Annotated in this window: 21 protein-coding genes; 11 read left to right on the top strand and 10 right to left on the bottom strand. The window is 30.8% G+C overall.

Annotated features, from left to right (window positions below; genetic code table 11):
• Positions 1 to 72 precede the first annotated feature (72 nt).
• From ACX6CF_RS14820 to ACX6CF_RS14800, 5 genes are all read right to left on the bottom strand, one after another.
• On the bottom strand, positions 73 to 1,392 hold the full coding sequence (locus ACX6CF_RS14820) for an ABC transporter substrate-binding protein (protein ID WP_458786121.1): 1,320 nt from the start codon (positions 1,390 to 1,392) through the stop codon (positions 73 to 75).
• A gap of 169 nt (positions 1,393 to 1,561) precedes the next feature.
• A complete protein-coding gene (locus ACX6CF_RS14815; RefSeq protein WP_458786120.1) occupies positions 1,562 to 3,652 on the bottom strand; it encodes a methyl-accepting chemotaxis protein in 2,091 nt (696 codons plus the stop codon).
• 401 nt (positions 3,653 to 4,053) lie between these two features.
• Complete coding sequence (locus ACX6CF_RS14810) at positions 4,054 to 5,871, bottom strand: NADH-dependent [FeFe] hydrogenase, group A6 (RefSeq protein ID WP_458786119.1); 1,818 nt, start codon at positions 5,869 to 5,871, stop codon at positions 4,054 to 4,056.
• Between the two features lie 20 nt (positions 5,872 to 5,891).
• Complete coding sequence (locus ACX6CF_RS14805; protein ID WP_458786186.1) at positions 5,892 to 7,685, bottom strand: NADH-ubiquinone oxidoreductase-F iron-sulfur binding region domain-containing protein; 1,794 nt, start codon at positions 7,683 to 7,685, stop codon at positions 5,892 to 5,894.
• A gap of 117 nt (positions 7,686 to 7,802) precedes the next feature.
• Positions 7,803 to 8,294 carry an NADH-quinone oxidoreductase subunit NuoE family protein gene (locus ACX6CF_RS14800; protein ID WP_458786118.1) on the bottom strand — a complete coding sequence of 164 codons (492 nt, stop codon included), beginning with the start codon at positions 8,292 to 8,294 and terminating at the stop codon, positions 7,803 to 7,805.
• Between the two features lie 562 nt (positions 8,295 to 8,856).
• Here ACX6CF_RS14800 and trmB point away from each other — a divergent pair.
• The 4 genes from trmB to ACX6CF_RS14780 all read left to right on the top strand — a co-directional run bounded on the left by trmB (position 8,857) and on the right by ACX6CF_RS14780 (position 11,113).
• On the top strand, positions 8,857 to 9,501 hold the full coding sequence (gene trmB, locus ACX6CF_RS14795) for a tRNA (guanosine(46)-N7)-methyltransferase TrmB (RefSeq protein WP_458786117.1): 645 nt from the start codon (positions 8,857 to 8,859) through the stop codon (positions 9,499 to 9,501).
• Between the two features lie 48 nt (positions 9,502 to 9,549).
• Positions 9,550 to 10,125, top strand: coding sequence for a hypothetical protein (locus ACX6CF_RS14790; RefSeq protein ID WP_458786116.1), 576 nt, complete (start codon positions 9,550 to 9,552; stop codon positions 10,123 to 10,125).
• Between the two features lie 125 nt (positions 10,126 to 10,250).
• Entirely contained in the window at positions 10,251 to 10,844 is a 594-nt protein-coding gene (locus tag ACX6CF_RS14785; RefSeq protein ID WP_458786115.1) for a hypothetical protein, read from the top strand.
• A gap of 116 nt (positions 10,845 to 10,960) precedes the next feature.
• Positions 10,961 to 11,113: a hypothetical protein gene (locus tag ACX6CF_RS14780; RefSeq protein WP_458786114.1), complete on the top strand. Its 153-nt coding sequence runs from the start codon at positions 10,961 to 10,963 to the stop codon at positions 11,111 to 11,113.
• A 128-nt stretch (positions 11,114 to 11,241) separates the two neighbouring features.
• Here ACX6CF_RS14780 and ACX6CF_RS14775 read toward each other — a convergent pair whose 3' ends face one another.
• Positions 11,242 to 12,195, bottom strand: coding sequence for a lysostaphin resistance A-like protein (locus ACX6CF_RS14775; RefSeq protein ID WP_458786113.1), 954 nt, complete (start codon positions 12,193 to 12,195; stop codon positions 11,242 to 11,244).
• Positions 12,196 to 12,417: 222 nt separating this feature from the next.
• Here ACX6CF_RS14775 and ACX6CF_RS14770 point away from each other — a divergent pair, with 222 nt between their 5' ends.
• From ACX6CF_RS14770 to ACX6CF_RS14755, 4 genes are all read left to right on the top strand, one after another.
• Positions 12,418 to 12,906, top strand: a complete 489-nt coding sequence (locus ACX6CF_RS14770) for an RNA polymerase sigma factor (RefSeq protein WP_458786112.1) — start codon at positions 12,418 to 12,420, stop codon at positions 12,904 to 12,906.
• 11 nt (positions 12,907 to 12,917) lie between these two features.
• Positions 12,918 to 13,784: a DUF3298 and DUF4163 domain-containing protein gene (locus ACX6CF_RS14765; protein ID WP_458786111.1), complete on the top strand. Its 867-nt coding sequence runs from the start codon at positions 12,918 to 12,920 to the stop codon at positions 13,782 to 13,784.
• A 352-nt stretch (positions 13,785 to 14,136) separates the two neighbouring features.
• The gene (gene trxA / locus ACX6CF_RS14760) at positions 14,137 to 14,454 is read left to right on the top strand and encodes a thioredoxin (RefSeq protein ID WP_458786110.1); all 318 of its coding nucleotides are present in this window, start codon (positions 14,137 to 14,139) and stop codon (positions 14,452 to 14,454) included.
• A 323-nt stretch (positions 14,455 to 14,777) separates the two neighbouring features.
• Complete coding sequence (locus ACX6CF_RS14755) at positions 14,778 to 16,772, top strand: early set domain-containing protein (RefSeq protein ID WP_458786109.1); 1,995 nt, start codon at positions 14,778 to 14,780, stop codon at positions 16,770 to 16,772.
• A 20-nt stretch (positions 16,773 to 16,792) separates the two neighbouring features.
• Here the strand turns inward: ACX6CF_RS14755 and ACX6CF_RS14750 are convergent, their stop codons facing one another.
• Complete coding sequence (locus ACX6CF_RS14750; RefSeq protein ID WP_458786108.1) at positions 16,793 to 18,019, bottom strand: AI-2E family transporter; 1,227 nt, start codon at positions 18,017 to 18,019, stop codon at positions 16,793 to 16,795.
• A gap of 574 nt (positions 18,020 to 18,593) precedes the next feature.
• Between ACX6CF_RS14750 and ACX6CF_RS14745 the strand changes: the two genes are divergently transcribed.
• Positions 18,594 to 21,800 (top strand): efflux RND transporter permease subunit, encoded by a 3,207-nt coding sequence (locus ACX6CF_RS14745; protein WP_458786107.1) that lies wholly within the window; start codon positions 18,594 to 18,596, stop codon positions 21,798 to 21,800.
• A gap of 27 nt (positions 21,801 to 21,827) precedes the next feature.
• Positions 21,828 to 22,445 (top strand): TetR/AcrR family transcriptional regulator, encoded by a 618-nt coding sequence (locus ACX6CF_RS14740; protein WP_458786106.1) that lies wholly within the window; start codon positions 21,828 to 21,830, stop codon positions 22,443 to 22,445.
• 63 nt (positions 22,446 to 22,508) lie between these two features.
• Here the strand turns inward: ACX6CF_RS14740 and ACX6CF_RS14735 are convergent, their stop codons facing one another.
• Entirely contained in the window at positions 22,509 to 22,670 is a 162-nt protein-coding gene (locus tag ACX6CF_RS14735; RefSeq protein ID WP_193774485.1) for a hypothetical protein, read from the bottom strand.
• Positions 22,671 to 23,465: 795 nt separating this feature from the next.
• Here ACX6CF_RS14735 and ACX6CF_RS14730 point away from each other — a divergent pair.
• On the top strand, positions 23,466 to 24,047 hold the full coding sequence (locus ACX6CF_RS14730; RefSeq protein WP_458786105.1) for a thymidine kinase: 582 nt from the start codon (positions 23,466 to 23,468) through the stop codon (positions 24,045 to 24,047).
• A gap of 131 nt (positions 24,048 to 24,178) precedes the next feature.
• Here ACX6CF_RS14730 and ACX6CF_RS14725 read toward each other — a convergent pair whose 3' ends face one another.
• Both ACX6CF_RS14725 and ACX6CF_RS14720 read right to left on the bottom strand, forming a co-directional pair.
• Positions 24,179 to 24,442 carry a hypothetical protein gene (locus ACX6CF_RS14725; protein WP_458786104.1) on the bottom strand — a complete coding sequence of 88 codons (264 nt, stop codon included), beginning with the start codon at positions 24,440 to 24,442 and terminating at the stop codon, positions 24,179 to 24,181.
• Positions 24,443 to 24,477: 35 nt separating this feature from the next.
• The gene (locus ACX6CF_RS14720) at positions 24,478 to 25,728 is read right to left on the bottom strand and encodes a DNA polymerase Y family protein (protein WP_458786103.1); all 1,251 of its coding nucleotides are present in this window, start codon (positions 25,726 to 25,728) and stop codon (positions 24,478 to 24,480) included.
• Between the last annotated feature and the right edge of the window lie 108 nt (positions 25,729 to 25,836).

The following is a 25,836-nucleotide window of genomic DNA, read 5'->3' as shown; positions in this document are numbered from 1 at the left end:
GCTGTTTCATAATATATTCGTTCATTGGCTAACATTATGAGACAGCCCCTTAATTAAATTATGTATTTATAATTAATTATCTTGTAATTGATGTAAACGGTTAAATTCAGATTCCATGTTTTCGGAGAATTCTCTAGGAGTAATAACTTTACCTAATAGGGACTGAGAATTCTTACACATAACATCCCACATTCCATTTGGAAGATATACTCTATCAAAATATGGGAAAGTTCTTAGATTAGCATATTTCTCATAAGTTTTTGTTAATTCTCCAGCGTTAATCTCTACACCCTCAATAGCTGGAGGTAATTTTGTATAAGCACATACTTTTGCAACATTTTCTTTTTCCGCACAGAAATCAATGAAAGCCATAGCTGCTTCTTTGTTAGGAGAATCTTTCCATACACCAAAAGTTGTTTTTTCTCCACCAGCAAAAGTTGGTTCATCACCATCATAGATAGCAGGGATAGGCATCATATCTGCTTTGATTTCTGGATTAAGAGCTCGTGCTTCTTCAATGAAATATGGACCATAGAAACCAATAGCAGCTTTTCCTTCAGCAAATTTTGCAATATTATCACTGAATTTTACTGTGAAGATATCTTTATTGATATAACCATTTTCATACATTTCTAGCCATTTTTCTGGTAGAACATCCCATTTGTTCCAATCAAAAGTTTGGTCTAATAATGCTTCTGCTTCATTTTTCTCTGGACTTATCAATAGTGGTGTTGCAAAGAAATCAAAGAATTGAGCTTCTTCCCAACCTTCAGCAGCACATACTATAGGAGTGATTTCTCCGTTACTCTTGGTTTTGATAGTTTCACATGCAGCCATGAAATCATCAAGAGTAGCTGGTATCTCTATGCCATATTCCTCGAAGATAGCTGTATTATATATTGGACCGGATTGATCCTGGTCAAAAGGTAGTACAAAAAGTTTACCTTCTTCGTCTGTAACGATTGGTTTAAAAGACTCTGTAACTTTATCTGCCCAAGCTCTGTTACTTAGATCAGCTAAAAATTCACCATATCTTAACTTTGCCCAGCCATGAGTTGAAAATATATCAGGCATATCTTTAGCTGCCATTTTTACTTTTAACATATTTTCATATTCTCCACCAGGAGCACTAAAATCAATTTGAATATTAGGATTAAGTGTTTCAAATTCTTTCGCAATATTTTCAAGAACTTCTGCATGTTTACCAACAACATTAGTCCATACAGTTAATTGAACAGGGTCTTCACTATTATTAGCATCTGGTTCACTAGCTTCAGGTGTTGAGCTTTCAGGAACATTAGTACTCTCTTTTTTTGCATCATTATTTTTACATCCAGCAAATAACATAGTTGAAACTGTTACTAGTAATAATAATGTAATTATTTTTTTCATATAAACTTCCTCCTTGTTTTTTCATTTCATGATTTTATTATAACTGCAATGAGTTCATAATTATATGACTTATAATTACACTTGAGGTGTATATTTCTTTGATTAAATATATATGAGGTAGTTGAATGAATCAACTACCTCATATATTATGTTCTTTTATAAGTATCAGTTAAATAGAAAACTTTTTAGTTGTATTTTTCATGTCTATAGCCATTTTTGAAAGAGTTTCACTGGAAGCTTGAATTTCTTGTATTGAAGCCATTTGTTCTTCAGTTGCAGCTGATACTGTTTGTGTTTCACCTGCTATTTCTCTACTGATATTCTCTATATCTTTTACAGAAGACACTATTTCAATACTGCTACCTGACATTTGTTGCATAGTACTAGAAACTTCCTGTATTTGACAGGATACATGTTTAATCAGATTTATTATATCTTCGTATGATTTTCCTGCACGAACAACAGTTTCTTTACCTAATTTCACTTGATCAGTACCGTCATTCATAGCTATTACCGCTTGATTAGTACCGTTTTTAATTTCAAGAATTAATTCGGATATTTTTTTAGCAGCTGACTGAGACTGTTCAGCCAACACCCGTACTTCATCTGCAACAACCGCAAATCCTTTTCCTTGTTCACCTGCTCTAGCTGCTTCGATGGCTGCGTTAAGGGCAAGTAAATTAGTTTGTTCTGAAATAGTGACGATTATATCAACAATCTGGCTTATTTCAGCGGAATGAGCATTTAAGCTAATTATCGCTTCTGATGAATTCACTGTAGATTCTTCAATTATATTCATTTGTACAACAACAGCATCCATAGCCTTTTCTCCACAATTAGCTGCTTCTGTAGCATCATTAGATACATTCGCTACATCATTAACATTTTCTGTTACTTGTTGAATACCTTTTAATATTTGCTCTATTGTATCAGAACTATGACCTACAACGTTCATCTGTTTTTCTGTTCCATCGGCTAGGCTTTCCATAGCAGTAGCCACTTGTTCTAATGCTTGTGCTGTTTCTTTGGTAGTATGAGAGAATTCATTAGAGGACACGGTTACTTGTTCAACAGAACCTGATATCTGTCCTATAAGATTCTTGATATCTTTTTGCATATTACTTAGCATCTTAGCCAAATTACCAAACTCATCTTTCCGTTTTAAATATTTTTGAGACATTTCTTTAGAAAAGTCCCCTTCTGCTAACAGATTTATATGTTTTATAGCTCCGTCTAATGGAGCTGTAAAATATTTTGAAACAATAATTGCTAATATGAAAGTAACAAATATTAATATGAGTACCATTATAATTGCTGCTTTTTTCATAGAGTTAATATCTTTTTCGATTTCTGTTTTCTCAATTGCGGCAACTAATTTCCATCCAAGCTTATCAGAGGTGTATGTATTAACAACATAATCTTTTCCATCTATATTGACATCAACATTTTCAGTATCCTTAAGTTCATTTTCATTTAATAATTCTTTTGGAAATACATCTTTAATATCTTTAAATATTAAATTTTCATTTTTAGGATGAGCTAATACTTTACCGTTTCCATCCACAAGGATAACATATCCAGTTTCACCTATCTTGATATCTTTGATTGTATTTGTTAGATTTTCCAAACTTAGAGCTACAGCAACAACACCTTTGTCATTTCCTGATTCATCTTTTATGACAGAGGCAGCACTCATAAATAACTTCCCTGTTCCTGTTGATTGATAAGGATCCGTTAGGATAACTTCGTTAGGATTATTCCAAGCCTGTTGATACCATCCTCTTTCACTGGGATTATAACCTGGAGATCTTGAACCACCCTCTTTTACTGGCCATTTTATATAACCACCATTTTCTTCTACGCCTATTCCAATTAAATAAATATCGGGATAACTCTCTCCCACATTCTTCATTACATTTAATAATTGAGTTGATAGACTTCCTACTTCAGGTGTTGGTATTTTAATATTTTCATCACCTTTTTTATCAGCAACGGAAAATATCGTATTATCTATTTGAGTTACTAATGAATGAGTAGCTACTTGTTTTGCATTTCCCTTTAAAGTTTTAATATTACTGGTTAAGTAATTCTCTACTTGATTAATTGTGTGAGTAGTTGTATCTCTAAAATTTTCGTATTCGTTCTTTTCGAATGTTAAAGTATAGATAATTGTTGCAACTATTATAGGTATCAATGCTATACTTAAAAATACTGTAAATAATTTTCCTCGTATCCCTGTAAATTTTTTTCTTGTTCTCATAGTAAGTCTCCTTTAAGTCAGCTAGTGTTATAATATGTAATGAACTTGTTAAAAAATTAGGTATAAATATTAGAAAAATAAAATATAACTTAGAAAAACCTGTTTTAATACTATAACTCATTATATACTAGGGGTTAAATTAATGTCAATATATGTATTTGAACTATAACCTAAAGCATTATTGTTTTTAGTGCCAAATTACTATATATTTTTAATATATATACTATAATGAATGATTAAGGTTATTTGGAATAAATAAGAGTGCTATATATTTCATTTTGAAAATAATAAACCATTAAATTGAAAGAAGTTTAAATATTAACAACATCTAAATAATTATCTTAACAAGAGAAAAGATTATTATTTAGATGTTATTTACACTTAATTCATGACGACTATATTTATTCAACTTTAATTTCTTTTTCAAGATAAGGGTATTTACCTCTTTTGATATATGTCGTATGAAGATATTTTTCTGATGTATTAGATAAAGGTTCGCCCAAGAATTCATCATATATTTGTTTCATAACAGGATTTTCATAGGATTTTCTGATTTTACTGTCTTTATCAATATTGTAAAGAGTGTCTGCACGATTGTGTCTATAATCAAGAGATATTTTCTTATGGTCTTTACCACCTAAAATTGGCTGACCTCCTCCACCTACACAACCTCCAGGACAGGCCATTACTTCCATATAGTCAAAAGGTTTTTCTCCACTTAGATGCCTTGTCATAGCTTTTTTTGCATTGCCTGTTCCATGTGCTATTGCAATTCTTAGAGTGGTATCTCCAAAAGTGACTTTGCCGTATTTCAATCCTTTTTGACCTCTTGCTTCTTCATATTCAGGAACACCTATTTCTTCTCCTGTCATGAAATAATGTGCAGTTCTTACAGCTGCTTCTAATACTCCACCTGTTGCTCCAAAAATTGTACCTGCGCTGCTGAATTGGTTAAAAGGTTCATCATATTCACTATCAGGTAGGCTGCCAAAATGTATGCCTACTGATTTTATCATTCTAGATAATTCTCTGGTTGTTAAGACATAATCAACATTTCTATATCCGTCCGATGTCATCTCTGGGCGTGCAGCTTCAAATTTTTTAGCAGTACAAGGCATTATTGCAACATTGACAATACTATCAGGATTTATATTATATTTTTTAGCATACCAAGTCTTGGTCAGGGCTCCACACATTTCATGAGGTGATTTACAAGTTGATAGATTATGAAGCATATCAGGATAAAAATGTTCTGCAAATTTGACCCAAGCGGGACAACAAGAAGATAGGAGAGGTAATTTTTCGGGATGGTTAGTAACTCTATCCTTTAATTCGCTTGCTTCTTCCATAATGGTGAGGTCTGCTGTAACATCAGTAGCAAAAACTTTATCGAAACCCAATCGATTAAGAGATGTCACAAGTTTTCCTCTAACCATAGTACCTACTGGAAGACCAAAAGCTTCACCGATTGTAACTTGAATAGAAGGAGCAGTTTGGGCTATGACATGTTTATTAGGGTCGTTTAGAACTTTCCATACGTCATCAATATCTTCTTTAGCAGTTAAAGATCCTGTAGGACATGCAATGATACATTGACCGCAGGTAATACAAGTGACTTCACTCAAATCTTTTTTGAAACTAGGTGCTATAACAGTATTGAGACCACGATTCAATGGAGAGTAAACATTACATTCTTGTATTTTATTACAGATTGCCATACATCTTCTACAATTAATACATTTACTATAATCTCTTTGGATAAAAACATTATCATTGTGAAAACCATAGTCAGGCATCTCACCAGTATATGGTATATCTCTAATTCCTAGACTATCTGCAACATTTTGTAGCTCACAATTAAGATTTCTGATACATGTTAAACATTCACGATGATGATTTGATAATATTAAAGTTACAGCAGTCCTTCTTGCGTCTCTAACCTTTTTGGTGTTGGTTTTAACTTTTAGACCATCTCTAACGGGAAAGACACAGGATGGTTGTAGAGCTCTGATTCCTTCTATTTCTACAACGCATACACGACAAGCTCCAATTTCATTTATATCTTTTAAATAGCATAAACTAGGAATTTCAATATTAACTAATCTGGCTGCTTCTAGAACAGACATCCCCATTGGAACTTTATAAGGGTTTCCATCAAAATATATAGTAACGAGTTTTTCTTTTGATTCTTGTTCATCTTTTTCACGTATATTTTCCACTTGTTTAGCTCCTTTCTATGTCAGCGTTTGTAAATGGCATTAACAGGACATTTTGGTATGCAAGCTCCACATTTAATACAAATATCTTGATGTATATGATAAGGAGGCTTTTTACGTTCACCTGTTATAGCATCTACGGGACAGACTTTTGCACATATTCCACAAGCAATACATTTTTCATCAGAAATCACTACCCTAAGAAGGGAATTACAAACTCCTGATGGACAACGTTTTTCTTTTATGTGAGCAAGATATTCATCTTCAAAATAATGAAGTGAACTTAGTATTGGGTTTGGAGCGGTTTGTCCAAGTCCGCATAAGGAGCTGTTCTTGATATTGACACTTAAGTCTTTCATAATATCAATATCTTCCATACTACCTTTTCCTTCTGTGATTCGTTCTAATATCTCAAGAAGTCTTTTGGTTCCTATTCTGCAAGGAACACATTTACCACAAGATTCATCAGTTGCAAATTCTAGATAAAATCTAGCTATATCTACCATACAATCAGATTCATCCATGACAATCATTCCTCCAGAACCCATCATTGAGCCTATATCCGTTAAGGATTTGAAATCTATTTTAGTATCTAGATGAGATTCAGGAATACATCCTCCAGACGGACCTCCTGTCTGGACTGCTTTGAATTTCTTACCACCAGGTATGCCACCACCAATATCAAATACAATAGTTCTTAAAGTGGTTCCCATGGGTACTTCAATAAGTCCAGTATTATTGATCTGACCAGCGAGTGCAAATACTTTTGTTCCTTTACTATCTTTTGTTCCTATACTACTGTACCAATCAGCTCCTTTTAATAGGATTATTGGTATATTGGCATAAGTTTCTACGTTATTGTTAAGGGTAGGATATTCCCACAATCCAACTTCTGCTGGAAATGGAGGTCTTGGTCTAGGTTCACCTCTAAGTCCCATAATAGAAGATATAAGAGCAGTTTCTTCACCACACACAAAAGCTCCTGCACCTAATCTGATATCAAGGTCAAATGAAAACCCCGTTCCTAATATATCGTTACCTAATAAACCTACTTCTTTTGCTTGTTCAAGGGCTATTGAAAGACGTTCTACAGCAATAGGATATTCAGCTCTGACATAAATAAAACCTTGGTCAGCTCCTATGGAATAACCAGCAATCAACATAGATTCTATGATACTATGAGGGTCTCCTTCAAGAATTGAACGGTCCATAAATGCACCAGGGTCGCCCTCATCAGCATTACAAACAACGTATTTCTTATCATTTTTATAGGCACGGGCAAATTCCCATTTTTCCCCTGTCGGGAAGCCACCACCACCTCTACCTCTAAGACCAGATTTTTTAATTGATTCAATAATTTTATCAGGTTCAGTTTTATTATTTAGAATATCAGCTATGGCTTCATAGCCATTCATAGCAATATATTCATAGATATTTTCTGGGTCGATGATACCGCAGTTACGCAAAGCTATTCTTTGTTGGTGATTAAAAAAATCTAGATCGTCAATTTTTTCTTGTACCTTATCTGTAGAAGGACTTTTATATAATAATCTCTCAATTACCTTATTATTTTGAATATGTTCTTCTAATATATTATCCACATCTTCTAGTTTCACATGGCAATAAAAAGTACGTTCTGGATGTACAACAATAATTGGCCCAAGTTTACAGAAACCAAAACAACCAGTTTTAAATACTTTCACTTTATCTTCCAAATGGCGTTTTTTAATTTCTTTTTCTAATTTCTTTAATATCACTTGACTATTAGAGGCGGTACAACCAGTACCAGAGCATACTAATATATGATGTTTATTTATTTCTTTATCAACTGATGTATTTTTTAATCGAATAGAAAGTTTGTCATAATGTTCTTGCTGAAGTTCTTTGAGTTTTGATATTGAATCGATAGGTTTATAGTCCATAGGCTCATCTCCTTACGTATTTTTTGTGTATTTATGGATTATGGAAGGTATATCTGAGGGAGATAGTCGACCATATACATCATCATTGATGGTTATTACTGGAGCAAGTCCACATGCACCGATACATCTAGTCGCTTTTAGTGTAAACATATGATTATGAGTTGTTTCGCCAACATCTAGTCCCAACTCTTCTTTGATTGCTTCTAAAATATCAGAAGCACCTTTTACATAGCAAGCGGTACCTAGACAAACACTTATAATATATTTTCCTGTTGGTTCTTGTGAAAAAAGAGAGTAGAAGCTGACAACTCCATTAATAGTAGATATAGGAATATCCATTTTTTCAGATATATATGTTTGGACTTTTATAGGAAGATATCCGAAGATGTCTTGAGCTTTTTTTAAAATAAAAATAAGCATACCATTTTTATCTTTATATTCTAAAATAATCTCATCAAGTTTTTGGTAATTAGCGATTTCATTCTTATCTATCGTTATTTCCATGAATTTGCCTCCTTAATTACTTTTTGTGAATTAATGAATTAATCTTAATGTTAGGCTATACAAATAACTGGAATTTTATTCTGTTTTGAAGATGAGATTTATATTTATATGAATTAGAAAAGAATTATATATAAGCTATTAATTAGCATAATATAGGACCAAATTCTTATAGGAATATTTGTCACATATGTATTATTATGACATTAGTTTGTAATATTACAAGCTTAATAATAAATTGTAATTATTTTATAAAAGCTTGAATAATAGGCTTGTAAGTAATTATTTATTGAAATAAATTGTTTGTAATTGATGAATAACTTTACATATAATAGTAATATTAAATTCATAATTTGGACATATTTATATGATACGATAATTATGTAGAAACTACCCCCCCTTTTATTTATATATAAAAACTTTTGACCTATCCACCGGGATAGGTTTTTTTTTGATATTTGTGTAATTGACAAATTCTAAAACATAAATCATAATAATGTTAATATGATTAATTTTATGGATTAATCTTAATAAAACTATTAACAACTATTTTAAGGAGCATATTATGAGATTAAGAAATGTCAAAGATTCAGATAAAAAAGTATCTGAGAGTTCAACGATAATAGAAAATGAAAAGGATTATAGAGGAAAATGGAATGAAAAATTCGGTAATGATAATCCTATACATATAGAAATTGGAATGGGTAAAGGTAAATTCATAACAACATTAGCAAAAAATAACCCCAATATCAATTATGTAGGTTTTGAGAAATTCACAAAAGTATTAGTTAGGGCTCTTGATAATCTAGATGAAGAAGAGCTTGATAATGTATTTGCAGTAAGAATGGATGTCGAACAAATACTTGATGTATTTGGGGAAGGGGAAATAGAAAGAATATATCTTAATTTTTCTGATCCATGGCCGAAAGATAGACATGCCAAAAGAAGACTTACTCATCATGGTTTTCTGGAAAGATATGAAAAAGTCTTAGCACCTAATGGCAGGATATGTTTCAAGACAGATAATAAGAATCTATTCGAATTCTCTCTAGAAGAAATTGAAAAGCATGGTTGGAAAGCTGAAAGGGTCACTAGGGATTTGCATAATAGTAATTATGTAGAAGGAAATACTATGACGGAATATGAAAAAAAATTTGTAAGTCTTGGTATGCCTATTTATAGAGTGGAGGCATTTAAGGAAAAAAGGTAGGAAGTTAAAATATAAAAATGGGGTTTCAAAAATACAAGGAGGTTTGATATGAAAAATAAAATCAAGATTAAAAAAGATGAAAAACTAGGTAGAACATTTATTGATTTCTTCAAATTAAAAGATAAGTATAAGAATGATTTCAGGTTTGATGTATTAAATACTTTGATAAAAGATCAACAGCTATTTGTTATGATTAATACTAATTTATGCTGTTCGGTAGATAATAGTGTACCAAGAGATAACATAAAATTGATTGAGAAATATGTTAAAGATAAGGGATTCAACAATGTTGTTGTACCTATAGAAAATACTAATAAAAAATCTGTATTTGGAGTAATGCTAGGTTCTAAGAATAAAAATTCATCTTATAAACTAGGTTTCATACTACCTAAAAATAACTTTGATAGAGAATTATATGATAAATTATTCAATATCTATGATATGGAAATTGGTGTAGGATTAGTGAAAGATGAAGAGGAAACATTAGAAGACTTCAGAAAAGGTTACTTTGATACACTTTTCAACAATGAATACTTGGAAAACAATATATTTGTGGGTATTATGTTTGATAAGATCATAACTGATTTAGAAGTAGATGAAAATGAAATTAATAATCTTATATAAGTTGAATTAAATAACCGGTTCATAGTAAGATCATAAATAATACGTATATTTTATAATATTTGACATACCTTTAATATGAGAAAGCTAATATAAGAATACCTTAAAAATAAAAAAGAGGTGAACTCATGTTAGAGGATAGTAATAGAAGAACAACATATATAGGTAAAATAATTGAGATAAAAAATGATGATGAATTTGTTGTTGAAACTTTAGATCAGAAAAACTATATTATTGTAGACATAACAAAAGATGTAGTATTTGATGATGGAATATCTAAAGATTTTTTGTTAGGTAATATAGTTATGTTTGAGACAATTAATTCTTTAACCGTTACTGATTATCCCCTACAACATAATGTTACGAAAATCATTGCTAATGATAAAGATGAGGTTATATCTATAGATAGTAGAGAAACATTAAGTGGATATTTGGGTGTGTTTCCTGATGTAGTACTGGATATAGATAATAGGGAAACAACTGTTCATGAAAAAAATATTGTTGCTGTTACATTACAAGAAACAGACGCAAGCTATGAATATGAAAAGGAAACAGAATCAGTAATATTAATTAGTGAATCACTACAACAACAAGAATATGGTAAAGAACACTATTGGGCATTTGCAGCAATAGATAAGGGTGTAACTGTAATTGCTTTTAATATAGTGGATAATGAAAAAACTAATGATGAAAAGATTAACTTTATAATTGATGTGAAGTAGGAAACGAAATAATTATATGATACAAATTCCCTTAAATAATTAATTCTCATATAATATTATAGAATAATATTTTATATTATCAAAGGTAACCATACTTTGATAATACAGGAGAATGTATGAAGTTTTCAGATAAAGTTAAATATAAGTATCGACAACAAAGTTATGGGAAAAAAAACAAGAAAAAACAACAGTTTGATATTACAAAAAGCTTAGATGATATGGAAAGTTATCTAGAAAAATTATTAGGTAAATATACTAAGAAGAAATAAATAAATCAATCAAATAGGGATGTAGGATAATATATTTTTAGATATTGTAAAATGTATTATCCTACATCCCTATCTTATCGTAGCTATGCTAAAAGAAAAGAGGCGTAGCCTCTTTTAATCTATTGACTTTACAGTACTAAAATCTCTTTAACAACTATATTAATAATAAATATGACTATTGATGAGATTAGATAAACATCAAATACTTTATCTTTCTTTTTCAGTGGTTTTTCTAGTTCATTTACAGGAGCTTTAACAAATAGGTATTCTTTTTTATTATGTTTGACAGCTGCGTAAAATAACAAGAATACTAGTGGTAATGTAATAAAAGTAAGTATAAGAGGTAGAGGTAATATAGTAAGGATTGTATCTCTAGTTACTGCTTCTTTTGCAAGCATATCATAATCAAATGAATTACCGAACATCTCTTGTAAGAATATAACTAATTTGGCAAGTACCATCTGTAAACCATTAATCAAAAAGTGTATGAGCATACTAGAAAATATAGAGCCTGTTATCTTAACTAGTATGAATAATATTGCACCCATTACAAATGCATAAGAAAATTGATTAACGTTCATATGAAGCATACCGAAGGATAGACCACTTACTAGGGCTGCCTTAAAAACATTCACGTTTTTATAATTGCTCATAAGGATACCTCTAGTAACTATTTCTTCATTAATAGCAGGAAGTACAGCAACCAATATGAGTAACATCCATAATGGATATTCTGCCAATGTAAAGATAGTTCCTGAAATTTTATTCTCAAAAAATATTTGAGATATTATATTAATTAACCATAATAGAGGTTGAATTAATAGCCCAATACCTATTGCTAATAGAACGTTGATGATATCAAGTTTTTTAAGCATTAATGTTTTCTTTACAGGTTGCCTTGTAATTATAAAATATATAATTACTGGAAATGCTATAAAAAGAAGCTGAGGAATTAATATGCTACTAACAGAAGTTATCTTAATATTGAAATTATGTACAATGATTCCAATAATTTCTGGTGCTAGTGTCATTATTAATAATAGTATTAAAATAAATTTATTGCCACGTCGAGCAGAGTTCATAGGTATTGATCCTTTCTATATAAATATTTCTCTAATATCTTATTTTTACCATTTTATTTATTAAAAATATAAAGTATACTGAATGCTAGTTAAACCTTAATGTAAAAGGGTAACCTTAACCTAATATAGCATATGAGAAAAATATATTCAACTTTTTTCAAATAATATCAACTTTTTATATATTTCAAACGTCTTATCTATGTAAGGAGGCAAAAAAAACTAATGTCGACATTTAACAATAATAATTACAACAAGCTTGTTGAGTTTATAAAAATTCACCAAGAAGATTTCTATAGATTAGCCTACAGCCATGTACATAATAGAGATTCGGCTCTTGATATTGTTCAAGACTCTATTTATAAGGGGCTTACAAATGTACATAAAGTAAAAAATATAGATAAATTAAAAACATGGATGTTTTCTATAATAGTCAACACATCCATAAGTTTCATAAGAAAAAACAAAAGACTTATTATAACGAATGATCTTCCCGAATTAATTGAGAGAGAAACTATTGACATTGCCGATAAAATAGATCTCTATCATGCCATTGAAAAACTTGACCTGAAATACAGAACCATAATTGTATTACGCTATTTCGAAGATATGAAGATTGAGGAAGTTGCGGAGATAACAGGGTTAAATATTAATACTGTCAAGTCAAGATTATACAATGGAATAGATAAACTCAAGGTAATATTAGATAAGTGAGGTGCCATTTAATGGAGGATAAATTAAATAATATCAAACAAGAGTATAAAAAGATAATTATTCCAAAGGAGTTAAATGATATGGTTGATAAATCAATCCAGAAAGCAAATAATGATGTAAGAAAGAAAAAACTGATATTTGGCAGAGGATTTAAAGTAGCAGTTGCTGGTCTTGTAGTATGTAGTATGTTTGTACTCGCAATTAATACAAATGAATCTTTGGCAAAATCAGTAGCTAATGTACCTATATTAGGTAAAATGGCAGAGGTCTTGACATTTGTGGATTATGAACGTGAGACTGATACTATAACAGAAGATGTAGCAATACCAGAAGTAGATGGTCTTAATGACAAAGAAATGCAGGATAAGATTAATAAAGAAATAAAAGCTAAAATGGATGAACAAATCAAGGAAGCTGAAATAAGAGCAGAAGAGTATAAAGAAGCATATTTTGCAACAGGTGGGACTGATGAAAACTATAACCCAATTGAATTCAAACTTGATTATGAGAAAAAATATTCGGATGATTCCATTTTGTCATTTATCATTTTCCATCATGAAAGTCTAGCTGCAGCTTATGCTGAAACATATTATTATAACATCGACTTGAATACTAATGAAGAATTAACATTGAAAGATGTTCTAGGTGAGGATTATATCAATAAAGCAAATGAAAGTGTTAGAAAACAGATTGAAGAGTTGAAAGCTAATCCTAGTGAAGATCGTCATTATGGATTCTTTGATGGAGAATCAGGATTTACAAGTATTAGAGAAGATCAAGGTTTTTATATTAATAATGATAAAAAAGCAGTAATTGTATTCAACAAATATGAGATTGCAGATGGTGCAACAGGTCCTCTAGAATTTGTAATAGAATAGATATTAAAAAAACGAAAGAATATTGAAATGGGCTGTCTTCTTAGATAGCCCGTTTTTTATGAAATAATAATAAGCAAAATATTGATATTAATGGTATAAAGTGGTATATTTAAATTGATATTTACACATTATATATTATAGCTGGGATAAAATGCTATAAAGTTATTTAAGATTGTATACTAAGATAAAATATTATATTAAATAATACGGGATTCTTAGCATATGATAGAACAAGGATGATGTTTTTAAATAATCAAAAAAATATTAAAAAAGTATTGACATATATCGTTATATTGGAATATAATGATATTATAATAAACACAAAATATAATTTAATAAGGAGGTTTTAATTATGGCACTAGCATTTACAGATCTTAATTTTGAGGCAGAGGTACTTAATTCGGATGTTCCAGTATTAGTTGATTTTTACGCAGATTGGTGTGGACCATGTAAGATGATGGCACCTGTTATAGATGAATTAGCAGAAAAATATGAAGGAAAAGCTAAAATAGGAAAATTGAATGTTGATCAAAATGGTGAAACAGCTCAAAAATATAGGGTTATGAGTATACCTACAATATTATTAATCAAGAATGGTAAAGTTGTAGATACTGTAGTCGGAGCGGTTCCGAAACAACAATTAGAATCAAAAATTGAATCAGCTATGTAGAGTAAGTTAAGGAAGTCTATTTATCATAAATGGTAAATAGGCTTTATTTTTTTGCCACCATAACCATAAATAATTGCCAAAATTGTATAAATAATGACAAGATAGACTAATTTCAAATACCAACAAAAAATGTATAATGATACAAGAGTGCTTATATATATTTCTTTTTACTTAAGTCTTACTTAATATTTTTCTACTTACATCTATATCTAATCATTTATATATTACCCAATAAAATGACATAAATTAAAATTTAATGGAGGTGATGGCAACATTTATAAAAGCAAGAGATAAATCTATAATTATGTGATAGGAGGAGAAAAATGTTTTCAAAAAAATGTTTTAAGACTTTTTTTTCAATATTTATATGCATTACTTTAATTCTGACTGTTTCAATTATACCTTCAAGTGCAGTAGGAACTGGAGTTCCTATTAAACCATCTCTAAGCCATAATCAATGGTCTGGAGATATTGACGGTGATTATGATTTGACATGGAACATTTGGTACGGTAATAATGGAACAAGTTGGAAGGTATTTGAGAAGATTGGAGCAGGGAATTATCAGGAAATACATAGTGGTATTTTGACTGATGCTACACCTAACCCACAAAACGGAACATTTCAAGTAAGAGGAAGAACAATAGAAGGAACATATAAATATTATGTTGAGTTAGCTAATTCATATGGAACCACAGCCAGTAACGAGATTTCAGTTGTAGTTGGTAATGCAACAGGTAACATAATAATTAATGGAATCGATACACAGAAGGTCGTTTATCAATTTACACAACCTCAAGGGATGTCCAGTTATACTCTTGGTTTCAATGGAGTTTCTAACCCTGATTTCACAGTTATTACAAATAATAGCTCAGTAATGGATTGTTCCATAGAAAACAATAGTACCCTTAAGATCAATGGTAAAAAAGCGGGACGAGCTTCTCTAAAAATCAAAGAAACAAATACAGGAGAAGAAAGATATGTTGGTGTTAGAATCAAGAATGTGGATGGAAGTCTTCCAGGTATGCCAGATTATCTTTCTATAGGTTCTGTAAGTGAAGATAAACAAGGAGATCTTGATTTCTGGAGGGATTTCCATGGGGATGACAAGAATAAGAGAATGGATATAAGATATATCTATATTAACGGTGGTCCAATAAACGGATGGCGTACGTGGACTAATGTTGATGGAGCACGTGCTAAGAATTTTATTATCGAAAGTAGAAAATTAGGTCTAATACCTTTTTTTGTATACTATAACATTCCAGACAGTGGAGAAAGTTATGGATTGGATTTAGCTCATATTCAAGATACTTCATATATGGATGCGTATTACAAAGATCTAAAATTCTTCTTGGACATCTGTAATGAATATGCAGAAGATGATACGGTAGGTATAGTATTCGAGCCTGATTTTCTAGGGTATATGATGCAGCAATCAGGTAAACAACCTAACCAGATTACAGCACAAGTTAGTGCTGCGTATAACAGTGGTGTGTTGACTAATGGTGTAGACCCAGATTTTCCTAATACTGTTGAGGGTCTAGTAAAATCAATTAATTATATTGTCAACAAATATTATCCACAAGCTCACTATGGATGGCAATTCAATCTATGGGCTTATGATGGACATGATGTCCCTAACAATGGTATTTTACATAAAACAGAGACAATGGGGTTAACAGATGGATTGAATTTCATTAGAAGTAAGGCACAGCTTATTACTGATTACTATGTTAGTGCAGGTGTAAAAACATATGGAGCAGATTTTGTTTCAATTGATAAATATGGTTTAGATGGTGGGGGAGTAACTCCTGAGGCAGCTAATGATCCAGCAGGGTCTAATTGGTTTTGGAATAGTGATATATGGAATAATTATCTTGAATTCGTGAAAGTCATGAATACCAGTTCTAATCTTCCTGTTATCTTGTGGCAGATACCGGTAGGTCATATTAATTCAAGTGAAGCACCTAATCCATATAACAATGGGCTTTTTCCTGATTTAAATGGATCTTGTACTAAATATGAAGATTCTGCACCAGTATTTTTCCTAGGGGATACATTCAAACCAGGTTCTACTGGACGATTTGATTATTTCAAGATTAACACACATAATGATAATAAGATAACAGATAATGGTACTGATACTATAACATGGGCATATCATATGGATAAGGCAAAAGATGCAGGAGTCATTTCAATATTATTCGGTGCCGGAGTAAATAGTAGTACTGATGGAGTGGGTTCACCTCCAACTGATGATTATTGGTGGATTACCAAGATTCAAAGATATTTCAATAATCCAATACCATTGAATTGATCAATAAGAAAACGAAGAGGTTACTCAACCTCTTCGTTTATTTCCGTTTGTAGATTATCAATTATGGTTTCTTCTTGTTTCTTATGCATCTTCATTTGATATTTCTTATTTATTTGTTTTTCTATGATATTCTTAATCACTGCGAAGAAAGGTACACCTAAAAACATTCCAATCAAACCGAATAATTTACCTGCAACTAATATTGCAAAGATAACCCAGAAGGGACTAAGTCCTGTTGAATCTCCAAGTATTTTGGGGCCTAGTATATTACCATCAAATTGTTGAAGGGCTAATATTATCAAGGCGAACCATAAGGCTTGTATAGGGCTGATAATAAATACTAATATGATTCCGGCAAATCCTCCGATGAATGGTCCAAAATAAGGAATCATGTTAGTAATACCTACGAAAACGCTAATTAATAAAGCATTAGGTATATGGAATATCATAGTGATTATAAAGCATAAGACACCTATAATTAATGAATCTATCAATTTGCCTACAAAAAATTTCGAAAAAATCTGATGACTATCTTTTAATACTGCAAGTAAACTATTGGATGTATTTTCTCTAAATAGAGCAACGATACCTTTATTGAAACTTGCTATTGATTTTTCTTTACTTGCTAATAGGTATATAGCTATAATGAAACCTAATAAAACATTTAGAAGACCAAAAGTAAAGCTTTTTGTGAAATTCAAAAGGGAAGGTGCTATATTACTGAATACATCGTAAACATTATTAAGTGCTACAGGAATATTATTAAGGTTATCATCGATAAATTGGTTAATAGCCTTAGGGTCAATGAATTCTATTGAACTGTTATTAACAAAATTATTGATTTTATCAATTAAATCATTTATTATATCCGGTAATTTTGTAATTATATCGGCTAAGCTATTTAGTAGTTCAGGAATAATAAAAGCTAAAATAATTACAATGAAACCTAATACGGTTATATATGAAAATAATATAGAAAGGGATCTTTTCGCTTTCGGACTTTTAATACTTCTTTTCCGTATTTTAATTTTACTTATTATCTTCTCAAACCAGACTACTAATGGATTAATAAAATACGCTATCAAAAAACCTAACATAAATGGTGCTAGCGTTGATACAGTATTTCTGAAAAATATTTTTGTTTCTTCCCAGTTACCGATGAATTTATAAAATACTAAGCTTACAAAAACAACTAAAATTGCATAGATACTTATTGTAGTATATCGTTTGTTCCATTGAATTTTCATTTTTTTGCCCTCCTCATCAGTTAAAATTCAACGTATAGTATGAAAAAAGATATATTTTCATATCCCATCGTTTTATATATTAAATTAAATATATTTTTATATCTAACATTAAAATCCGTGATTATAATTATTAAAAATGGTTATCATGAAATGACTCTTTCTATGGATAGGTTAGAATTAAGTCAGTAAGGTATATAACTACATAATAACAAATATTACTAATATGTGTAGTAATATTAATAAAAATTAATATAAAATTAATAATTCTAAATAATACTTTTGAGATTGGTATGCTAAGTATAAAATCAATTAAAAATGGAGATTTACTATTATAATAGTTATTTCCAATTAATTACCATATATACAAATGTACACTTATCAAGTTCACCCCCCTTCATATGTATAATTATTTATTTTTTAGGGCAAACATTAGATATATAATGTGTATGAGTTAATTATAAGGAAGAATATATAAGTAGTATTGACAAATATATAAAAGATGGGTATTATAGTGTTACCGACCGAACAGTCGGTCGGTAACTGACAACAAATGAAATTGTGAGAGGAGACTAATATGTTATCAAAATTTAGTGTAAAAAAACCCGTAACCATAGTAATGATAGTACTTATTTTTATAATATTTGGAGCAGTATCATTTACTCAGCTGAATACGGATTTATTACCAAGTATGAACATTCCTTATGCGGCAGTATCAACTACTTATATAGGAGCAAGCCCTGGGGAAGTTGAAAATACTGTATCAAAAAATATTGAAAGTGCACTAGCAACAGTACAAAATGTAAAGAAAATACAATCTATTTCATCAGAGCATAATTCTATAGTCATAGTAGAATTTAATGAATCAAGCAACATGGATGTAGCAATGTTGGATATGAGAGAAAAGCTCGATATGGTTACTGGTTATTTTCCAGACGAAGTAGGTTCTCCTATGATTATAAAATTTAATCCTAGTATGATGCCGATTATGGGATTTGCTGTTACCAAAGAAGGCAGTAACATGTCAGAAGTAGGAGATTTTGTAGAAAATATTGTTAAACCGAGATTAGAAAGGATAGAAGGTGTAGCTTCTGTAACCATCAATGGAGCTGTTAAAAAACAAGTTGAAGTTACACTAGATTCAGATAAAATGGAGCTATTAGGTATTGATAGCGATATGATATCCAAGTTATTACAAGGTTCTAATTTTGACATGCCTGCTGGTCAGATTACCGAAGGGGATAAGGATGTAACAATCCGTACTATAGGTAAGTTTGACAGTATCAGTGATATAGAAGATTTTATCTTAATGGAAATACCGGTTCCTGTTATTCAAGGAGAAAAAGCAGATGTATGGGAAATATTAGATAAACAAAAAGAAAATGCAGGTAATTCACAAGAGTCAGGTGGTGCGCCAAATGCTGGCATGATGCCAACCGATATGCCTAATATGCCAATGCCTGAGATAAAGATGGAAACGACTACTATTAAGTTAAGCGATCTTGCAACAATAAAAGAAGTAAATCAAAATAGTAAAATGTATTCTAAGGTGAATGGTGAAGATAGCATTTCACTTATGATTCAGAGACAAACAGAATTCAATACTACAGATGTTTCTAAAAAAGTTAATGATACCATAGATAAAATAAAAGAAGAATACCCTGATATGAATATATTGGTTACATTAGATCAAGCAAAATATATCAACGATATGGTTTCTTCTGTTACTGTTAATGCTATAGTAGGAGCAGTACTTGCAATATTGATCTTGTTGATATTCTTAAAAGATTTAAGACCAACTATTGTCATAGGTGTTGCCATTCCTATCAGTATAATTGTATCATTTACATTCATATGGTTAAGTGGTATTTCTCTTAATGTTGTGTCATTAGGTGGATTGGCACTTGGAACTGGTATGTTAGTGGATAATGCTGTTGTTGTTCTGGAGAATATTTATAGAATGAGAAAAGAAGGAAAGTCCAGAATATCGGCAGCTATAGAAGGAAGCAAACAAGTATCAGGAGCTATCATTGCTTCAACATTAACAACAATAGCAGTATTTTTACCTGTTATATTCATTAAAGGTATGACAGCTCAGATATTCAAAGAAATGGCTATAACAGTAACGCTTACATTACTTGCCAGTCTATTGGTTGCTTTGACATTAGTACCGATGTTATCATCAAAACTTATTAAGAAACCGGATACAAGTACTCATCATAAAGCAATGGACGGCTTTAGAAATCTATATATAAAACTATTAAAAGGTTCTTTGAAACATAGAGCATTAGTTGTAATATTGACAATTATTGTTTTTGTAGCAAGTATATTTGGAGCTATGACAATCGGAACAGAATTAATGCCTACCACTGATGAAGGGCAGATAACTATTACGGCTTCAATGCCAAAAGGAACTACTTATAATAATACAGTGGCCAAAGTGAAAGAAATAGAAGATATACTTACTCAGTTCCCAGAAATAGAGACTATTAGTACTTCTGTTGGAAGCGGCGGAGGAATGGGTCAATTCATGGGAGGCGGAGGAACAGATAGCGGTACACTTAACTTAACTCTTGTTCCTAAGTCGGAGAGAGGTAAAAGTACTCAAGAAATATCAGATGATATCAGAAACAGCATTTTAGGTAAGGTAGAATGTGATTTAGAAGTTAATGCAGTATCTAATATGATGGCTTTCTCCTCAGTTCCTGTTCAAGTTGATATAGCTGGTACTGATTTTGATAAATTAGAAGAACTAGCCAAGGAAGTTACAGCTATAGTTGAAAATATTGATGGAACAGTTGAAGTTGATAATGGTATTTCAAAAGGAGCACCAGAACTTAATATTACATTAGATAGAGAAGTTGCAGGACCTCTTGGAATCACTACAGCTGCTGTTGCTGGTACAATAAGACAGAGACTTTCAGATGTAAAAGCTACAACACTTGATTTAGAAGGGAAAAAAGTAGATGTATATGTTAACAAGACTTCCGATACGGAGCTTGAGACAAAAGATATTGAAGAGCTTCTATTTACTTCTATGACAGGTAAAACTGTTAAATTAGGGGATATAGCTAAGATTGAAGAAGGAATAGGTTATACTTCAATTAACAGAACTAATCAAAAAAGAGTTATCAGTGTTACTGGTAAATTAGAAAAAGGTGTCAGTGCTGGTAATGTTGGTAAGATATTGGACGAAAAATTAAAAGAATTAGATATACCAGATGGTTATAGTATAGAGAATTCAGGTGAAAATAAAGAGATTCAGGATGCTTTCTTTAGTCTACTATTAGCATTACTGTTAGGTGTAGTATTGATATATATGATTATGGCATCACAATTTGAATCGTTCCTATATCCATTTATTATACTATTCAGTGTACCATTAGCATTTACAGGAGCATTTATTGCACTATTCATAACAAGAACACCACTTAGTATAGTAGCATTCTTAGGTATGATTGTACTAGCTGGTATTGTAGTTAATAACGGTATCGTATTAGTTGATTATATTAATAAGTTAATAAAAGTTGGAAAATCTACAAAAGATGCTATAATAGAAGCTGGAAGTGTTAGGATAAGACCTATTCTAATGACAGCTCTAACAACTATATTGGCTGTAATTCCAATATCTCTAGGTATTGGTGAAGGTGCAGAAATGATAGCTCCACTTGGTGTAACGGTTATTGGTGGATTGATAATGTCAACATTCTTAACACTAATAATTGTACCAGTCATCTACTCAATATTTTATGGATTCAAAAAGAAGATATCAAAAAAAGCATAAGATTATTATAAAAGAGGGATAGATTAGATGATAAGCAAAAAAAACTTGTTATATGAATCTGCTATGACAATTATGATAAGAGAAGGTGTTAACGGACTTACTATATCTAAGGTTGCTAATGAGGCTAATATTGGTAAAAGTACAGTATATGAATATTTTAATAGCAAAGACGAACTCATATATAAGACTATCAATTATATGGCAGAACGATATGTAGAGGAAATACAACAAAAGCTATTTACGGATAATAATGGCTTTGAAATAACAATCAAGGGCCTTATAAGAGTCATTATAACAACTATAAAGCAAGGTAACACTAATTTTATATTCATGATAAGTGAATGTGATAAGACGTTCAAATCCAAGGCTGATATTCATGAGCAAATTAAAAATATTATGCTTGGAGTTAGAATGAAGTTATATAATCTCTTAGAAGATATAATTGAATTAGGAGTTGATGAAGGAATTATAGATGAGCCAAAAGATAAAATGACCTTTGTTATTTGGCAGAACCTTTTAGTGATATTATCATATGAGTTTTCTGGAGAAGATGTATTTCTAGAAAAAAATGATATTACTATAGGTGATGATGAAGAAAATATTAATACAATCTATAATTTTTTATTAAAAGTTTTTAAAAGTTAAAAGGTGTAAAAAAATAAAGGGCTGTTACCATATATTTTAAGTTGGTAAGACGGCCCTTTTAAATTACATCATCTCTTTTAAATCATCCATTAATCTTTCGGCTTTATGCATCATTTTTTTGCCTTTTCTTTGCATTTTACGCATATCACGTTTGTCCATATTCACAAGTGCCAATGATGATGCACCAATTACACTTCCTACTATTAAACCTGTTGCAAATTTCATTAATTAGATCTCCTTCCTAAATACACTAAAAATTAATTTTTAATACAAATAAAGGATAATAACAATGTATGTTAAAATTCTTTTAATATCTTTCATATATATTTTGGGAAATTATGATAATAATTATACTGGTAAAAAATGAAAAGTTAAATTTTATCCACAAAATTTTTATCCACAAGGACAAAATGTGACATGATTTTTGATTGAATGTTTTAGTAGGATTGATGATTGCTTAACTTTGTTAAGAAATTAACCTTTTGATATATTTAAAAAAAAATATTTTTATGGATATATAACGATATTTTAGTTGGAGGCATGACAAAATTGTGTATAGTTATTAAAGTTATCCCCAAGAAAATGGTGTTATCAACAGGAAAAATGTGGATAACTACCAAAATTAATTAAAATTTTACATATATACACCAAAACCATGAAGTAGGGCAACCTCATGGTTTTGATCGGAACAGCAATATATGTATACTGCTTTTAATAAGTGTACTGGTACCTTCCTAAAGGTACTTTTCTTAGAACAAAGGGCATTGCTCTAGTTGTTTTTACAAATTTAATGAGTATGTATTAAAATACTCCCTCTATTATATAAGATGTTAAACACCCTAAAAGGTTACAAAAAAATTGAAAAAAGTTTAAAATGAATATATAGTCCTACAAGAATAACGATAATTATGGGCAATAAGACCTAGTAAAAATATTATTGAGATAAGAATCATTATATGTAATAATATATAGTGGATGAAGAAATTCCATAGATAATAAATTAATGTTAGGAGAATACATATGGCTAAGTTATTTTTTAAATACGGCACAGTTTTTTCTGCAAAATCTTTGAATCTTATAGCAACGGCTCATAATTATCAAACTCAAGGTAAAGAAGTACTACTTTTAATTCCTAAAATAGATACTAGAAGTGACGGATATGTATCAACAAGAGCAGGATTTAAAATGCCAGCAGAGCTAATAGAGGACGACACAAATATCTATGATTTGTACGTTTCTCATCTTAAGAAAAAAGATAATATTGATTGCATATTAGTGGATGAATGCCAAATGTTAAAATCTAAACATATTGATCAGCTTAGAGAAATTGTTGATGAATATAATACACCAGTCATTTGTTATGGTCTTAGAGTGAGTTATACACTAGAATTATTTGATGCAAGTAAGCGATTATTTGAACTTGCTGATAAGTTGGAAGAAATAAAAACCGTTTGTTGGTTTTGTAATAATAAGGCTACCCATAATCTAAAACTTGTTAATGGCAAACCTGTATATGAGGGCAATCCTATAGATATAGGGGGACTTGAGAAATACGTACCTGTTTGTTATCATTGCTTCAAGAATCCAAAAGAAATATCATAAGACTTTTTTGAGAAAACTTTAAAGATAGATTTATTTAGATGCCCAGATTCTTAAACTGTAAGGTATTGTTTAAAGGTCTGGGCTGTAATTAATGAGGATTTTCCTATTTATATATTGAACTTATATATAACCTATATTTTGAAAAGTATCCACTTACAGGTATTCAATTCGTATTTTAATTCACAGGATTTTTCCAAACCATTTATAGCAACTATACATGCATAGCTTCGCATAGGATTTCCTGCAATCTTTTCTTCTGTATGATATAGGACTTTATTTATTTTAACTGTTTTCAGTTCGTGTTCTTTTGTTTCGAGTCTGAATCTTAGAGGCATCAAGACTCCTTTTAAATTGAACCATCCAATCATTTCAATAGGTTCCATGATTACTTTCATAAAGTCACCCGTCCTTTCTGGCATGTTGAAAAATTTTATAAAAGACTTGACATAATAGGGTAATTTTCTTCTGGCATACCTCCATTAAGAGGTCTTAGACCACTATACAAAAATGAAGCCCTAATAATAGAAGTGTTGCCATATCTTAAACGTATTTTATCAATTGATTCATCTAGTGCGGTATATTTTTCATGCTTATCAAAATCAAATAAAGACAACTGTGTATTGGTTTTTGAAGAAAGGGAAGAGACTCTGACTCCAAGGTGCCTAATAGGTTCTTTGTTCCAAGCCTCATCAAATAAAGTACATATGGCTTTATAGATATCATTAGTTATATCTGTAGATTCGGCTAACTGCATTTGGTGAGATAATGAAATGAATTCATGTGATTTTATACTTATGCTCACCATCTTTGCTATCATATCAGAATCTCTTAAACGCATACAAACAGTTTCGGTAAGAGACAATAAAATAAGTTTGGCGGTACGTGAATCCATCACATCAAATGAAATGGTAGTAGAGTTACCCATGCCTTTTGCTTCAGGAGAACAAGGTTTTACAATAGAGGTAGCTATACCATTGGCATAATCGTGTATAAGATATCCGTGGCTTTTAAAATGGGCATATAAAAGTTCAGGTTCTGCAGTAGCTAATTCTCCTATGGTGTAGATTCCTAGTTTTATCAGTTTTGCATTGGTTGCTCTACCAACCATAAATAAGTCTCTCACTGGTAGAGGCCACATTTTCTCCTGTATTTCATTAGGAAATAGCGTATGAATCTTATTAGGTTTTTCAAAGTCTGATGCCATTTTAGCTAATAGTTTATTATTAGAGATACCCATGTTAACAGTAAATCCTAATTCTTTTTGTATTTTATCTTTTAAGTGATGAGCAAAACTGATGGGAGAGCCAAAATGATGGCTCATATTAGTATAATCAAGAAAACATTCATCCACACTGTATCTTTCAACAAGAGGAAAATATTCTTTGAATATATCTACCATTGCATTACTGCATTGCATAAAAAGTTTATAATTAGGAGGGACTATTACAAGAGATGGACATTTCTGGCGAGCACTAAATAACGATTCCCCTGTTTTTATACCATATTTTTTAGCAGGAATGGACTTGGCTAATACAATTCCATGTCTTTTAGACTCGTCGCCACCTATTATTGCAGGTATGGTTCTAAGGTCGATACAAGATACCTGTGTGGTCATTCTGTAAGTAGCTTCCCAACTTAAATAAGCTGAATTCACATCAATATGAAAAATAGTATGTTCCATAAAAACACCTCTTAAAATTAGTATACACGAACATGTGTTCGAGGTAAAGGGGTATTTTTTGGTAACAAATGTAAAAATATGGCAAAAAAATAAACCGTTATTTTCGGA

It is taken from the genome of Vallitalea sediminicola (assembly GCF_054408565.1).
This window is presented reverse-complemented; position numbering and strand designations above follow the sequence as displayed.

Bases quoted from the DNA above. Each gene is read 5' to 3' on its own strand.
- ACX6CF_RS14725 (WP_458786104.1), bottom strand. From the start codon at position 24,442: ATGAAAGTAATCATGGAACCTATTGAAATGATTGGATGGTTCAATTTA.
- ACX6CF_RS14765 (WP_458786111.1), top strand. From the start codon at position 12,918: ATGGAGGATAAATTAAATAATATCAAACAAGAGTATAAAAAGATAATT.
- ACX6CF_RS14745 (WP_458786107.1), top strand. From the start codon at position 18,594: ATGTTATCAAAATTTAGTGTAAAAAAACCCGTAACCATAGTAATGATA.
- ACX6CF_RS14800 (WP_458786118.1), bottom strand. From the start codon at position 8,294: ATGGAAATAACGATAGATAAGAATGAAATCGCTAATTACCAAAAACTT.
- ACX6CF_RS14780 (WP_458786114.1), top strand. From the start codon at position 10,961: ATGAAGTTTTCAGATAAAGTTAAATATAAGTATCGACAACAAAGTTAT.
- ACX6CF_RS14815 (WP_458786120.1), bottom strand. From the start codon at position 3,652: ATGAGAACAAGAAAAAAATTTACAGGGATACGAGGAAAATTATTTACA.
- trmB (WP_458786117.1), top strand. From the start codon at position 8,857: ATGAGATTAAGAAATGTCAAAGATTCAGATAAAAAAGTATCTGAGAGT.
- ACX6CF_RS14750 (WP_458786108.1), bottom strand. From the start codon at position 18,019: ATGAAAATTCAATGGAACAAACGATATACTACAATAAGTATCTATGCA.
- ACX6CF_RS14720 (WP_458786103.1), bottom strand. From the start codon at position 25,728: ATGGAACATACTATTTTTCATATTGATGTGAATTCAGCTTATTTAAGT.
- ACX6CF_RS14740 (WP_458786106.1), top strand. From the start codon at position 21,828: ATGATAAGCAAAAAAAACTTGTTATATGAATCTGCTATGACAATTATG.
- ACX6CF_RS14785 (WP_458786115.1), top strand. From the start codon at position 10,251: ATGTTAGAGGATAGTAATAGAAGAACAACATATATAGGTAAAATAATT.
- ACX6CF_RS14770 (WP_458786112.1), top strand. From the start codon at position 12,418: ATGTCGACATTTAACAATAATAATTACAACAAGCTTGTTGAGTTTATA.
- ACX6CF_RS14790 (WP_458786116.1), top strand. From the start codon at position 9,550: ATGAAAAATAAAATCAAGATTAAAAAAGATGAAAAACTAGGTAGAACA.
- ACX6CF_RS14820 (WP_458786121.1), bottom strand. From the start codon at position 1,392: ATGAAAAAAATAATTACATTATTATTACTAGTAACAGTTTCAACTATG.
- ACX6CF_RS14755 (WP_458786109.1), top strand. From the start codon at position 14,778: ATGTTTTCAAAAAAATGTTTTAAGACTTTTTTTTCAATATTTATATGC.
- trxA (WP_458786110.1), top strand. From the start codon at position 14,137: ATGGCACTAGCATTTACAGATCTTAATTTTGAGGCAGAGGTACTTAAT.
- ACX6CF_RS14735 (WP_193774485.1), bottom strand. From the start codon at position 22,670: ATGAAATTTGCAACAGGTTTAATAGTAGGAAGTGTAATTGGTGCATCA.
- ACX6CF_RS14730 (WP_458786105.1), top strand. From the start codon at position 23,466: ATGGCTAAGTTATTTTTTAAATACGGCACAGTTTTTTCTGCAAAATCT.
- ACX6CF_RS14775 (WP_458786113.1), bottom strand. From the start codon at position 12,195: ATGAACTCTGCTCGACGTGGCAATAAATTTATTTTAATACTATTATTA.